The organism is Bacteroides sp. FSHCM14E1 (assembly GCF_019633785.1).
Lineage (GTDB): Bacteria > Bacteroidota > Bacteroidia > Bacteroidales > Bacteroidaceae > Bacteroides > Bacteroides hominis.
Genome location: NZ_JADKYL010000022.1, coordinates 20,804 through 35,246, shown reverse-complemented (window position 1 = coordinate 35,246; position 14,443 = coordinate 20,804). Strand labels below are relative to the sequence as shown.

Annotated in this window: 8 protein-coding genes and 1 tRNA gene; 4 read left to right on the top strand and 5 right to left on the bottom strand. The window is 48.9% G+C overall.

Annotated elements, in window-relative coordinates:
• The first annotated feature begins 489 nt into the window (after nucleotides 1-489).
• The 3 genes from ISX59_RS20850 to queG are packed head-to-tail and all read left to right on the top strand — an operon-like array spanning nucleotide 490 to nucleotide 5,412.
• The gene (locus tag ISX59_RS20850; RefSeq protein ID WP_032543369.1) at nucleotides 490-3,852 is read left to right on the top strand and encodes a protein O-mannosyl-transferase family; all 3,363 of its coding nucleotides are present in this window, start codon (nucleotides 490-492) and stop codon (nucleotides 3,850-3,852) included.
• Nucleotides 3,853-3,868: 16 nt separating this feature from the next.
• Nucleotides 3,869-4,483, top strand: coding sequence for a polysaccharide deacetylase family protein (locus ISX59_RS20845; protein ID WP_032543370.1), 615 nt, complete (start codon nucleotides 3,869-3,871; stop codon nucleotides 4,481-4,483).
• Nucleotides 4,483-5,412: a tRNA epoxyqueuosine(34) reductase QueG gene (gene queG / locus ISX59_RS20840; RefSeq protein ID WP_032543371.1), complete on the top strand. Its 930-nt coding sequence runs from the start codon at nucleotides 4,483-4,485 to the stop codon at nucleotides 5,410-5,412. The genes ISX59_RS20845 and queG overlap by 1 nt, the downstream gene beginning before the upstream one ends.
• 188 nt (nucleotides 5,413-5,600) lie before the next feature.
• Here the strand turns inward: queG and ISX59_RS20835 are convergent, their stop codons facing one another.
• From ISX59_RS20835 to ISX59_RS20815, 5 genes are all read right to left on the bottom strand, one after another.
• A complete protein-coding gene (locus ISX59_RS20835) occupies nucleotides 5,601-6,845 on the bottom strand; it encodes a DUF4861 domain-containing protein (RefSeq protein WP_220576245.1) in 1,245 nt (414 codons plus the stop codon).
• A gap of 23 nt (nucleotides 6,846-6,868) precedes the next feature.
• Nucleotides 6,869-7,663 carry a gluconate 5-dehydrogenase gene (locus ISX59_RS20830; RefSeq protein ID WP_005779678.1) on the bottom strand — a complete coding sequence of 265 codons (795 nt, stop codon included), beginning with the start codon at nucleotides 7,661-7,663 and terminating at the stop codon, nucleotides 6,869-6,871.
• 68 nt (nucleotides 7,664-7,731) lie between these two features.
• Nucleotides 7,732-8,574 (bottom strand): 5-dehydro-4-deoxy-D-glucuronate isomerase, encoded by an 843-nt coding sequence (gene kduI / locus ISX59_RS20825; protein ID WP_220576244.1) that lies wholly within the window; start codon nucleotides 8,572-8,574, stop codon nucleotides 7,732-7,734.
• A gap of 131 nt (nucleotides 8,575-8,705) precedes the next feature.
• Nucleotides 8,706-10,286, bottom strand: coding sequence for an arylsulfatase (locus ISX59_RS20820; RefSeq protein WP_005822549.1), 1,581 nt, complete (start codon nucleotides 10,284-10,286; stop codon nucleotides 8,706-8,708).
• Nucleotides 10,287-10,878: 592 nt separating this feature from the next.
• Nucleotides 10,879-10,949 (bottom strand) — tRNA-Gln (locus ISX59_RS20815).
• A 163-nt stretch (nucleotides 10,950-11,112) separates the two neighbouring features.
• On the opposite strand from ISX59_RS20815, the gene ISX59_RS20810 reads away from it, so the two are divergent.
• Nucleotides 11,113-14,385, top strand: a complete 3,273-nt coding sequence (locus tag ISX59_RS20810) for a S41 family peptidase (RefSeq protein WP_220576243.1) — start codon at nucleotides 11,113-11,115, stop codon at nucleotides 14,383-14,385.
• Nucleotides 14,386-14,443: the final 58 nt, after the last annotated feature.

Below are 14,443 nucleotides of genomic sequence, written 5' to 3'. Positions count from 1 at the left end.
TTAAAAGTGAATAAAATAGATCATGCTCAGCATGGCCTTCCCATTAAGAATGGACAGGCCGGCTATAGCAGGCTGTGAATACAGCTTTTATTTTGCGGTAAGTTTGTGTAAGTTAGATAGATAGAACGGCTTTTGTGTTTCAAAAGACGTTCGTTTTTTGAAACACGGTCTTTGCTCTGTGCGCTGAATACAAAAAGAAGAGATAAATGACTGATAATCAAAATGATGTAAAAAGATTTGCACAGATGAAAAAAGCGGCTTATCTTTGTTGCATCAGACGAACGTCTTTTGAAACTCCTGTTTTGATTCTCCCATATGATAATTCTTCATCTTCAATTATTCTTATTCTTAAATTTAAGAACAACCGTTACCGTTTCTTAATTCTCCCCTCCAAACTCCTAAAACTCTACACTTTCTACGGCTATCTTCACGTAAATCATTATCTTTGCGCCCGTCTATCATGTTAACAAATAACTAACTATAGTCTGAATGAAACAGTACAAAACCGTAAACAACCTCGTGGGTTGGATCACCTTCCTGATCGCCGCTACCGTCTATTGCATGACGATAGAGCCCACAGCCAGTTTCTGGGACTGCCCGGAATTTATCACTACCGCCTATAAACTGGAAGTAGGACACCCCCCCGGAGCACCCTTCTTCATGCTCACAGCCAACCTTTTCACGCAATTCGTCAACGACCCGGCACTGGTAGCCAAAATGGTCAACTACATGAGTGCGCTGATGAGCGGCGCCTGCATCCTGTTCCTCTTCTGGAGCATCACGCACCTGGTCCGCAAACTCGTCATCACGGACGAGAACGCCATCACACGCGGACAACTGATCACCGTCATGGGTTCCGGACTGGTAGGCGCACTGGCCTATACATTCAGCGACACATTCTGGTTCTCGGCCGTCGAAGGAGAAGTATACGCCTACTCCTCGATGTTCACCGCCATCGTATTCTGGCTGATACTGAAGTGGGAAGACGTTGCCGACCAACCGCACAGCGACCGCTGGATCATCCTCATCGCTTATCTCACAGGCCTCAGCATCGGTGTGCACCTGCTCAACCTGCTCTGCCTGCCGGCCATCGTACTGGTATACTACTACAAGAAAGTGCCGGGCGCCAACGCTAAAGGCTCCCTGCTGGCACTCGCCGGATCGATGGTACTGGTGGCAGCGGTGCTCTACGGCATCGTACCCGGCGTCGTAAAAGTGGGCGGCTGGTTCGAACTGCTGTTCGTCAACTCCCTCGGAATGCCGTTCAACACCGGCGTGATCGTCTACATCGCCCTGCTGGCAGCCGCCATCATCTGGGGCATCTACGAAAGCTACAACGAGAAGAGCCGCACCCGCATGAACCTCTCCTTCCTGCTGACCATCGCCATGCTCGGCATCCCGTTCTACGGACACGGAGCAGGCGCCGTCATCATCGGCATCCTCGTACTGGGCGCACTGGCCCTCTACCTCTTCTACGCATCGAAGCTCAACGCCAAGATACGCATGTCCGCCCGCACCATGAACACGGCGCTGCTCTGCACCATGATGATCATGGTGGGATACTCCTCGTATGCCCTCATCGTGATCCGCTCGGTAGCCAACACGCCGATGGACCAGAACTCACCGGAAGACATCTTCACGCTGGGCGAATACTTAGGACGCGAGCAATACGGCACACGCCCGTTGTTCTACGGCCCGGCCTACTCCTCGAAAGTAGCACTCGACGTGGAAGACGGCTATTGTGTTCCCCGCCAGAAAAGTGCGGACACCAAATACGTCCGCAAAGAGAAAACCTCACCGGACGAAAAAGACTCGTACGTCGAACTTCCGGGACGCGTGGAATATGAATACGCGCAGAACATGCTCTTCCCCCGCATGTACAGTTCGGCACACGCCGCTTATTACAAATCCTGGCAAAACATCACCGGATATGACGTCCCCTACGACCAATGCGGAGAGATGCTGATGGTGAACATGCCCACACAGTGGGACAACATCAGGTTCTTCTTCTCCTACCAGCTCAACTTCATGTACTGGCGCTACTTCATGTGGAACTTTGCCGGAAGACAAAACGACATCCAGAGCAGCGGCGAAATAGAGCACGGCAACTGGATCACCGGCATCCCGTTCATCGACAACCTCATGTACGGCGACCAAAGCCTCCTGCCACAGGAACTGAAGGACAACAAGGGACACAACGTCTTCTACTGCCTCCCGCTTCTGCTGGGAATCATCGGACTCTTCTGGCAGGCATGGCGCGGACAGAAAGGCATCCAGCAATTCTGGGTGGTATTCTTCCTGTTCTTCATGACCGGTATAGCCATCGTGCTCTACCTCAACCAGACACCGGGACAGCCCCGCGAACGTGACTACGCTTACGCAGGCTCCTTCTACGCCTTCGCCATCTGGATCGGCATGGGTGTAGCGGGCATCGTCCACCTCCTGCGCAGATACATGAAAGAAGTTCCCGCAGCAGCCCTTACGTCGGCAGTCTGCCTGCTCGTACCCATACAGATGGCCAGCCAGACATGGGACGACCACGACCGCAGCGGACGCTACGTGGCACGCGACTTCGGACAGAACTACCTGATGTCACTTCAGGAAAGCGGCAACCCCATCATCTATACCAACGGCGACAACGACACCTTCCCGCTGTGGTACAACCAAGAGACAGAAGGTTTCCGCACCGACGCACGCACCTGTAACCTGAGCTACCTGCAGACCGACTGGTACATCGACCAGATGAAACGCCCGGCTTATGACTCCCCCGCACTGCCCATCACCTGGGACAGAACCGAATACGTGGAGGGACAGAACGAATACGTACCCATCCGCCCGGACTTCAAGAAGCAGATAGACAAAGCCTACAAAGCCGCCGAAGAAGAAGTCCTGAACGGCAAGAACCCGGAAGCCCTGAACAACATCCGGGCACAATTCGGAGACAATCCTTACGAACTGAAGAATATCCTGAAATACTGGGTACGCACCAAAGACGGACAAGCGGTGATACCGACCGACAGCATCGTTGTCAAGATCGACAAAGAAGCCGTACGCCGTTCGGGTATGATGATCCCGGCAGCGTTGGGCGACTCCATCCCCGACTATATGCACATCTCGCTCAAAGACGAAAAGGGCAACCCCAAACGCGCCCTCTACAAGAGCGAGCTGATGATGCTCGAAATGCTGGCCAACGCCAACTGGGAACGCCCCATCTACATGGCCATCACCGTAGGCACGGACAACCAACTGAATATGCGCGGGCATTTCATCCAGGAAGGTCTCACGTACCGCTTCACCCCGTTCGATACGGAAGCACTCGAAGCAACCATCGACAGCGAGAAGATGTACGACAACCTGATGAACAAATTCAAGTTCGGAGGCATCGACAAGCCGGGCATCTACATCGACGAGAACACAATGCGCATGTGCTACACCCATCGCCGCATCTTCGCCCAACTCATCACACAGCTGATGAAAGAAGGCAAGAAAGACAAGGCGCTGGCCGCATTGGAATATGCCGAAAAGATGATTCCCGCCTTCAACGTACCCTACGACTTCCAGAACGGGGCACTCGAGATGGCAGAAGCCTACTACCAGTTGGGAGATACCGCGAAAGCCGATCAGATCATCGACGAACTGGCGAACAAGTCTGTGGAATACCTCACCTGGTATCTCAGCTTGGACGACAATCATCTGTTGATGTCGCAGCGTGAATTCATCATGCACCTCAGCGCACTGGATATGGAAGCCAAGATGATGGAGAAATACAAGTCGAAACTGGCCGGCAACTATACTCCGAAAGTGAACGAACTATATAACATTTACGTAGGACGCATGAAAGTCCATCAGTAATCTGTAACCGAAGAAGATGTTTATAGAGCAACCGCCTTGGTTTTTCCGTGCAATCTATCCCGACGCTATCTTCCGGATGGACCCTGACGAGAAGGCAGTTTACCTGACCTTCGACGACGGCCCCATTCCGGAAGTGACGCCCTGGGTACTGGAGTTGCTGGACAAACACAACATCAAGGCTACTTTTTTCATGGTAGGCGACAACATCCGCAAGCATCCGGATGTGTTCCGTATGGTAGTGGAACGCGGACACCGCATCGGCAACCATACGTTCAACCACATCCGCGGCTTCGAATATCTGTCGGTAAATTATCTGGCCAATACAGACAAGGCCAACGAGCTGATGAAAACGGACCTGTTCCGTCCGCCTCACGGACACATGCGCTGGATGCAGTACATGACGCTGAAGCGCCACTATAAGATCATCATGTGGGACCTCGTCACCCGAGACTACAGTAAGAAGCTCCGCCCGCCGCAAGTGCTGGCCAATGTGATGAGATATGCCCGCAACGGGTCTATCATTACCTTCCACGATTCGCTGAAGTCCTGGAACAACGGAAACCTGCAATACGCACTTCCCCGTGCCATCGACTTCCTGAAAGAGGAAGGATACGAATTTAAGATCCTATAATGGAAACGAAGATAAACAGTAAAGCCCTGAAAGCCGAAGCCTTGCGCCTCGGCTTTTCTGCTTGCGGCATAGCACCGGCCGGGCCGGTCGATCCCGTACACCGGGACTTTCTGAAGGAATGGCTGGACTCGGGCAGGCACGCCGGAATGGCTTATATGGCCAACCATTTCGACAAGCGCTGTGATCCGGCTCTGCTGGTCGAAGGCACCCGTTGCGTAGTCTCCGTAGCCCTGAACTACTACCCCGCTACCCGGTTACCCGAGGACGAGTACCAATTCGCATGGTATGCCTATGGGATGGATTATCACGACCTCATGCGTGAGAAGCTGACCGCCCTGTTCCGCTTCATACAGGAATCAGACGTACCGGAACTGGACGGACGTGTGTTCTGTGACACCGCCCCCGTACCCGAACGCTATTGGGCCTGGCGTGCCGGCCTCGGATGGATCGGGAAGAATACCCAGCTGATCATCCCCCGTGCCGGATCTGCCTTCTTCTTGGGAGAACTCTTCCTGAACACGGAAGCCGACACATACGACCGCCCCCGGCCGAATCGCTGCGGGACGTGTAACCGCTGCCTGCAAGCCTGCCCCACGCAGGCTTTAGAAGCCCCGTACGGCCTGGATGCACGCCGTTGCCTCTCATACCTCACTATAGAGAATAAAGGCGAAATTTCGGCCTCTATTTCCCCCCTGATGGGAAACCGTGTTTATGGATGTGACGAATGCCAGAAAGCTTGTCCCTGGAACCGGTTTGCCACTCCTTGCCGGACACCGGAGCTGCAACCCTCGCCGGAGTTTATGAATATGAAGAAAGAAGACTGGCAACAACTAAGCGAGGAGAAATACAGAACCCTCTTCAAAGGCAGTGCCGTGAAGAGGGCTAAGTATAGCGGACTAATAAGGAATATAAAGCAGATGGAAGACTAAGAGTCGGGCTATGACCGGTTCTTCAAAGCCTTTCGCTCTTCACTGGTCAGTCTTCTTCCCACCTTCTTCACGTAGCCCAATTATTATCCGCATGTTCTCGCTATATCATCTACCTGCAGCCCCTTCCCGACATAGCGATCGTTTTGCTGACGCCAGCAAAATGATCGATTATTTGTCAGGTAACTCTTTTATTTCACCGTTACCGTCAGCGGATTACGTATCTTCCGGGCAAAATCGGCCATATAGGCATTCCAGGCAGCAGCGTCTTTTATATCGGCTTTATCCCAGGCAGCTCCCCAGTAATAAGTAAAGTCAGCTCCCGGTTCATACTCGCTGATAGCCAGCACATGCCCGTCGGCACCTCCGCGCAGCTCTTTCTTCTCTTTCTCCGGGAACAGAACAGGTTTCGCCTCCTTCACCAAAGTAGGGAACGCAGCACCCACAAAGATTTTACCGTTGTCATTACCCGCATTATCCGTCGGGTCCACATAAGTGATGTATCCCTCTGCCGCATTCGCCAGCACAGCTCCATCGGGTTCATGCAATACAATGCCGACGGCCAGAGGCATTGTCTCTTTCAGATTGGTATAAGAAACAATCGTTTTGTTCAGATGCGAACCCGCATCCAACGTAATCACACGTGTTTCGATCACGCCGGAGTCTCCCCTTACCACCAACGGATGATACACCAGTCTCACAGTGAAACGCAGCGGACCATTATCCAGTATCTCCTGGGTAGCGTAACAATACGGATAAATAATTGTATCACCTGCCATTAACGCAGCCGTACCCCCTCCCAAAGTAGGACCGACCTTATAACAGTCCAGTCCGTTGCCATGGTCCACATGATAAGAAACCGACCGGTAAAGCTCCTGCGCAGCTTTAGAATCCGTCTTCCCGAGTTCTGCTATTTTAGCTTTTGTATCCGGGTTCAGTTCGCCTTCATAGCGAGCTTCCACCACCGGATCAGTGGTGTTGTACTTCGTCCAGATATCATATCCGAAAGCACGCTCTCCGGTTTCCTGTAAAGCAGGTCCGTAGGTACGGAAAGCCACCAAATCGTTCTCCCAGGCCACGTCATCCACCCGTTCGGGATAATATCTTCCGCAAGCCTTCACCGGACACTCCTGGGGAATGCCCGCCTTTATCGTGTAAACAGTCGAACCATTCGCCTGTACACTGACCGGAAATATCACTTTCTCGTCAGAAGTTATCTGATAGGGTACTTGCTGCCCTTCGGCATCCACCACGACTATCTGCGCGGTATCGGGTAACTGCAATTTAGAGGAAACCTCGCTCATGGATACTTCTACCATCTCACCGTCACGTTCCAGCGAAGTGGCATTGGATACCGTAACAGAAACCGACTTACCCGCTTCATTACAAGCCAGACACAACAAAGCGAGTGCGGCAAAAAGAAAAACTTTCTTCATTGATTCAATTGTATTGATCAGATTCATTTAGGTTGTTTACCGATATAAGCCAAAATACCGCCATCTACATAAAGCACATGACCGTTCACGAAATTCGAAGCATCCGAAGCCAGGAATACGGCCGGTCCCATCAGGTCTTCCGGTGTTCCCCAACGGGCAGCAGGAGTCTTGGCTATAATGAATGAGTCGAACGGATGGCGCGAACCGTCCGGCTGCACTTCACGCAAAGGCGCCGTCTGAGGTGTGGCGATATACCCCGGGCCAATGCCATTGCACTGGATATTGAACTCACCATACTCGGACGCAATGTTGCGGGTGAGCATCTTCAGCCCGCCCTTGGCAGCGGCATAAGCAGATACTGTCTCACGCCCCAGCTCACTCATCATCGAACAGATATTGATGATTTTTCCATGCCCCTTCTTAATCATTGAAGGAATCACGGCTTTCGACACAATAAACGGGGCATTCAGGTCCACGTCAATCACCTGCCGGAACTGCTCCGCTGTCATCTCACACATCGGGATGCGCTTAATGATACCGGCATTATTTACCAGAATATCAACCACTCCGACCTCTTTCTCGATCCGTGCAACCAAAGCATTTACCTGCTCCTCACTCGTGACGTCGCACACATATCCACTGGCCTCAATTCCCAGTTCCTTATATGCAGCCAACCCCTTGTCGACCAGCTCCTGACTGATGTCATTAAAAACGATCTTCGCGCCTGCCTCTGAGAAAGCAGTAGCCAACGCAAAACCGATACCGTAAGATGCACCCGTGACCCATGCCACTTTGCCCTTTAATGAAAAGTTTACCATACTTATAATGTTTTAAAAAAACTCATCTCACTTCCATTCTCTAAAAAGAAATATTCATATCAAACACCTTATTTCAAGTCCGTGATTAACGAAAAATCCTGGTCACCATAATCAAGGTTCTCACCCCCCATGCCCCAGATAAAAGTGTAACTGTGAGTTGCTGCTGCCGAATGAATGGACCATTCCGGTGACAATACTGCCTGATCGCCCTTCATCCATACATGACGGGTTTCGTCAACCTCACCCATGAAATGGCATACGGCATGCTCCTCCGGTACCTCAAAATAGAAATAAGCCTCCATACGGCGGCTGTGAACATGTGCGGGCATCGTATTCCACACACTTCCCGGAGCCAGTTCGGTCATTCCCATCTGCAACTGGCAGGTAGGTAGCACCTGGTTTACAAGCATCTTATGAATATTGCGGTGATTCGAGCCTTCCAACGTGCCCATTTCAGCAACCACCGCATCGGCTTTCGTTACTTTCTTATCAGGATAATTGCGGTCAGCGGTCAGCGAATTAAAATAAAATTTAGCAGGATGTGCGGCATCTACACTCTCAAAAGTTACTTCCCGATCGCCCGAACCCAAATAAAGCGCCTCTTTATAAGCTAACTGAAATATCGCATTCCCCGCTCTCACAACGCCGGGACCTCCGACATTGAAAATACCCATTTCACGACGGGTCAGGAAATAAGGAGCTTTCAAAGGATCGATAGCTTCCAACTTCAACACTTCATTTACCGGCATGGCTCCACCCACTACCATACGATCATACATGGAGTATACCATATTTACTTCGTCGGCCGAAAAAACCTTCTCTATCAGGAAATCTCTCCGGATTCTCTTGGTGTCATAGCTTCTTGCGTCTTCCGGATGGGCAGCATAGCGAATCTCATAGTTTGTTTTCATATTTCTTATTTATAAGTTTACATTAGGTGCCGCTCAGACAAACATCGTTTGCGTACACGACACAAAAATAAGAAAAGAAAACGGGATTTGAGAATAAATTGCGCCCAATTATCCTGCACAGATAAATAACATCAATCTTTTGGATAATTAGGGCTATAAAGTAAGGTCTGATCTCTTACTACCAGCTTTCCATCTTTTACAAAATCTGTTCCCCTCTCTTGCAAGTGACAAACCATTGCTTTACGCATCTCAGCCAACCGGTCTGCATAACGACTGTCTCCAAAAAGATTTCTCCGTTCTCCGGGATCTGCACTTAAATCGAACAATTGCTCTTCGCCCGTATGAATAAACCAGATATACTTCATTTTACCGTCAGTAAGCGCACACCAATAATTATCGGCACTATAGCAGGTGGCATGTTCCAGATCAATATATTTCCGCCAGCCATCATTATTTCCTGAAACCAGTGCAACCAAAGACTTGCCGTCCATATCATCCGGTACCGTTCCCCCTGCAAGTTCGATGAAGGTAGGCAAAAAATCACGTAACTCTACCGGCTGTTCTATTCGTTTTCCTTTAATAGCCTGTGTAGTCATGGCAGAAGGCCATTTTATAATATAAGGAATCTTCGCCGAACCTTCATAGGCATAGGTTTTCCGCCAATGATAATGGTCACCCAACATATCACCGTGGTCGGCCGTATAACAAATGATTGCGTTCTCGTACATTCCTTTCTCTTTCAGGGCCTGAATAATCTGCCCAATCTGATCATCAATAAACGTCACATTCGCATAATAATGGCGTCGGGAATTGACAGCGTATTCTTCTCCTAAATTCGCGAAAGGGGCGTCTTTCGCAACCTTTTCCGGATCTTTACGTTCAGCATACTTTCCACACCAATCCCCAACAAACGGTACAGGGATATCTGCCTTTTCATACATATCCAAATATCGCTTCGGAGGATCATACGGACTATGAGGGCGGGCAAAAGAGACTTTCAGGAACAGAGGCTGATCACTTTCATAATTCCGTATTAATTCACAGGCTGTTTGCCCCGTCCAGGCCGTAGGATGTAATCTTTCCTCAAGTTTATAAGTTCCGGCATTATGATTGTTCCACCCGATTCCCGTTAAATCCGGGTTCTTCCCGGGCGCCTGCAACTGAAACCATTCCCGATAGTCACTAATAAAATCACGGGTTTCACTACGCCCGCTCTCGTCTACCAATGTAGCATGAAAGCCATGCAAGGCTTTCTGTGGAAACCAGTGCATCTTCCCTATTCCAAAAGTATAGTAGCCCAAATCGCGCAACATCCGGGGCATTTCATATTTATATTTGGAAGCGACCTTTCCATACCCCAACATCCCATGGTGCCATGGAGACATCCCCGTAAGCAAGCCGGCACGCGCGGGCGTACTACTGGGGGCAGAACTATAACCACATACAAACAAGCTGCCTTCCTGAGCCAACTTATCTATGTTAGGAGAAATGACGGCTTTATTCCCCATGCAATGTAAAGCATCTCCACGATGCTGGTCACTCATAATAAAAATGATATGTGGTTTCCCTCCTTTTGTGGCAGGAGCCTTAGAGGAGCCGGACGAATCATTGTTTGACTCTTGGTTTTCACCATTAAATGCATAAGTCAACGGAGAGGTTGCCAAGCCTGCTCCTACAGCAAGTGAACACTTCAGAAAATCGCGACGTTTCATTGATTATTAGATTTTAGTATTAACGAATAGGCAAAAATAGGCAAAAAGAAAGAGAAAGAAGAAAATTTTTTCCCCAATTTACCCACTCATACGTAAAAAGTATTTCCATCTTCCATCTTCCACCTTTTTGTAGTTTACCATCTGATATTCCGCAATTTATCATGGTGGAAGATCGTCTTTTTAGGCTATCAATCTTCCACCCTTATCTTCCATCTTCCACCCTCCATTTTTGGCAGAAAGTATATAGTAAACTACTGTTATATAGACATATAAAGTTAATTCCTTATCTATTTATACCTTGAAAAGTATTTCATTTTCCTTACTATCTTTTATATAAATGGTCAAGGCTCTATCTCGTCCCGCATACCCGTGCCAATGGGCACGCATACCAAGGCTAATGGGCACAGGTACACGGGCTAATAAGCCTGCGTACACAGGACGAGATAAAGAACGTACCATCTCAATTAATTATTAAGGTAAATAGCATAACATGAATAGGAGATGATGGATAATACAAGCTGACCTAAAAGAAATTCGGTCATACAAAAAGAAAAATGCCTTGGAAGTAATTTACTTTCAAGGCATTTGGGGGTTGTCCTACCAAGATTCGAACTTAGACAAACAGAACCAAAAACTGTTGTGCTACCATTACACCATAGGACAAGCTCATGCGCTTTCTGTTAAAAAGCAATGCAAAGATAATGCCATGCAAGTTATTTTCCAAATCTTTTTAGACTTTTTTGTATAATAAGTCTCGTTAGCCGCGGCTAATTGCTACCTTTGTACTTACAGAAATCAATAAAGTAAACGAATAAATTCAGTAAGTATGAGAAAACTTTTTGTATGCATTGCATTGGGTCTCACCACGCTTACCGGCAATGCCGCATCACCGCTATGGATGCGCGACGTACAGATTTCGCCGGACGGAACAGAAATAGCATTCTGTTACAAAGGAGATATTTACAAGGTACCTGCCGGAGGAGGGGTAGCCACCCAGCTTACAACACAACCATCGTATGAATGCACACCGATTTGGTCGCCGGACAGTAAGCAAATCGCTTTTGCCAGCGACCGTAATGGCAATTTTGACATTTTTATAATGCCGGCGACAGGAGGTACGGCACAAAGACTGACTACCAATTCTGCATCCGAACTCCCTTCAACTTTTACACCGGACGGAAAATATATTCTATTTTCAGCATCCATCCAAGATCCCGCACAAAGCGCCATGTTCCCGACAACAGCCATGACAGAGCTCTACAAGGTCCCTGCAAACGGAGGACGTACGGAACAGGTGCTGGGCACCCCGGCCGAAGCAGTTTGTTATGCAACATCGGGGGAATTCTTCCTTTATCAGGACCGTAAAGGTTTTGAAGATGAATGGCGGAAACATCACACTTCGTCCATCACCCGTGACATCTGGATGTACAACACTCAAACAGGAAAACATACCAACCTGACCAATCACGCCGGAGAAGACCGCAACCCCATCCTTTCACCGGACGGAAAAAGTGTATATATATTAAGTGAACGCGAAGGCTCGTTCAATGTCTACAACTTCCCATTGGACAACACACAGTCTCTTAAAACGGTGACATCTTTCAAAACACATCCTGTGCGTTTCTTGTCAATGAGTCATGACGGAACATTATGCTATGCGTATGACGGGGAAATATATACTCAAAAAGGTAATGCCACTCCACAAAAAACGGACATAGACATTGTCCGCGATGATCAGGATAAAATAGCAGACCTGACTTTTACAAACGGAGCGACATCGGGAACCGTATCGCCGGATGGAAAACAGATTGCGTTTATCGTACGGGGAGAAGTATTTGTGACCTCGACAGATTATGCCACCACAAAGCAAATCACCCAAACACCTGCACGTGAAGCCGGACTCACTTTCGCCCCGGACAACCGTACCTTGGCCTACGCAAGCGAACGTAACGGCAACTGGCAACTTTTCCTGGCTAAAATAGCCCGTAAAGAGGAGGCCAACTTCCCGAATGCCACTATCATCGAAGAAAAAGTGTTACTGCCCTCCACAACCGTGGAACGGGCTTATCCGCAATTCTCACCGGACGGTAAAGAACTGGCGTTTATAGAGGACCGCAACCGCTTGATGGTAGTTAATTTAGACACGAAAAAGGTTCGCCAGATCACCGATGGATCCACTTGGTTCAGCACCGACGGAAATTTCGACTACCAATGGTCACCTGACGGAAAATGGTTCACACTCGAGTTTATCGGTAACCGGCATGATCCATATTCAGACATAGGATTAGTGAGTGCACAGGGTGGCAGCCCGATCATCAACCTGACTAACAGTGGTTACATGAGCGGATCTCCCCGTTGGGCACTGGACGGCAATGCCATCTTGTTCACGACCGAACGATATGGGATGCGTGCACATGCTTCCTGGGGTTCACAAAACGATGCCATGCTGGTATTCCTCAATCAGGATGCTTTCGATAAGTTCCGTCTGAGTAAAGAGGATTATGAATTGCAGAAAGAACTGGAAAAGGAGCAACAGAAGGATAAAGAAAAAGCTTCTGCTAACCTGAAAAAAGGCAAAAAGAAAGATCCCAAAGCAGAGACTGAAAAGAAAGACGAGGTAAAAAACATCGTAGTGGAGCTGAATGGGCTCGAAGACCGTATCATCCGCCTCACTCCCAATTCTTCGAATCTGGGCAGTACCATCATCTCAAAAGACGGTGAAACCCTCTACTATCTGTCAGCATTCGAAGGTGGATTTGACCTATGGAAAATGGATCTCCGCAAAAAAGAAACCAAGCTGCTTCATAAAATGAATGCCGGATGGGCTTCTATGAATATGGACAAAGAAGGAAAAACCCTGTTTGTCCTGGGAGGCAACACCATGCAGAAAATGGACCTCAGCGGAGAGACTCTGAAGCCGATCAGCTATAAAGCAGAGATGAAAATGGATTTAGCCGCAGAACGAGAATATATGTTCGACCATGTATATAAGCAGCAGCAGAAACGTTTCTACAACACCAACATGCACGGAGTAGACTGGGATGCCATGTCTGCTGCTTACCGCAAATTCCTGCCGCACATCAATAACAACTACGACTTTGCCGAATTGCTGAGCGAATGGCTGGGTGAACTGAATGTATCGCATACCGGCGGCCGCTTCTCTCCATCCATTCCGGGAGATGCCACAGCCAGTTTGGGAGTGCTTACAGACTGGAATCACAAAGGAAAAGGTGCATTGATCATGGAAGTGATTGAAAAAGGGCCGTTCGATCACGCCCGCTCGAAGGTGAAAGCCGGAACTGTCATTGAAAAGATCAACGGGCAGGCAATAACTCCCGAAACAGATTATCTGACGTTACTGAATGACAAAGCCAATAAGAAGACGCTTGTTTCGCTATACAATCCGCAAAACGGTGAACGGTGGGAAGAAGTAGTAATCCCGGTCGGCAACGGAACCCTCAACAATCTGCTTTACAAACGCTGGGTGAAACAACGGGCGGCCGATGTAGACAAATGGTCCAACGGACGTCTGGGATATGTACACATACAATCGATGGGTGATGGCAGTTTCCGTTCCGTCTACTCGGATATTTTAGGAAAATACAATAACCGCGAAGGTATCGTTATAGACACCCGTTTCAATGGTGGTGGCCGCCTTCACGAAGATATCGAAGTATTGTTCAGCGGCAAGAAGTATTTCACTCAGGTTGTTCGCGGACGCGAAACATGCGATATGCCCAGCCGCCGATGGAACAAACCATCTATCATGCTGACATGTGAAGCCAATTACTCGAATGCGCACGGTACACCATGGGTATACAGCCACCAGAAATTGGGTAAATTGGTAGGTATGCCCGTACCGGGAACTATGACCAGTGTTTCATGGGAACGCCTGCAAGACCCATCTCTGGTATTCGGTATTCCTGTCATAGGCTATCGACTCCCGGATGGAAGCTATCTGGAAAACACACAGCTGGAACCGGACATTAAAGTTGCCAACTCACCGGAAACAATCGTCAAAGGTGAAGATACGCAATTGAAGACGGCAGTAGAGGAATTACTGAAAGAACTCCCGGCAGATAAAGCAGGAAAGCATTAATCTGCCACTCCACAAAGAAAAAGGATGTCTCACAGGGTCAATTTGCCTATTACATGGC